Source organism: Agrococcus sp. HG114, assembly GCF_024723325.1.
In the GTDB taxonomy this organism is placed as follows: Bacteria; Actinomycetota; Actinomycetes; order Actinomycetales; family Microbacteriaceae; genus Agrococcus.
Map to the genome: position 1 here is coordinate 1 of NZ_JANQCH010000335.1, position 314 is coordinate 314.

Annotated in this window: 1 protein-coding gene; it reads right to left on the reverse strand. The window is 79.9% G+C overall.

Annotated elements, in window-relative coordinates:
• Positions 1–40 precede the first annotated feature (40 nt).
• Positions 41–314 (reverse strand): arginase family protein (locus NWP09_RS13480; protein WP_258275975.1); only part of this gene is annotated, 274 nt, incomplete at its 5' end.

Sequence of the window (314 nt, forward strand, 5' to 3'; positions counted from 1 at the left end):
CCATCGAGCCGGTGCGGTGCGCTGAGCCCGCGCCCGTGGCTCAGCCCGCGGCCGGGGCCGGTCGCGCGGCGAGGCCGGCGAGCGCCTCGAGCACGCCGAGCGCGACGAGCCGGACGGTGCGCCCGTCGGGTGCGTCGGCGGATGCGTCGACCTCGGTGAAGTCGATGGACGTCACCCCGGGCGCGCTCGCGAGCGCGCGCACGAGGCCGCGCAGCTGCCACGCGCTCAGGCCGCCCGGCACGGACGCGGGGCATCCCGGCGCGACGGAGCGGTCGCACGCGTCGACGTCGACGTCGACGTGCACCGGCCCGCCC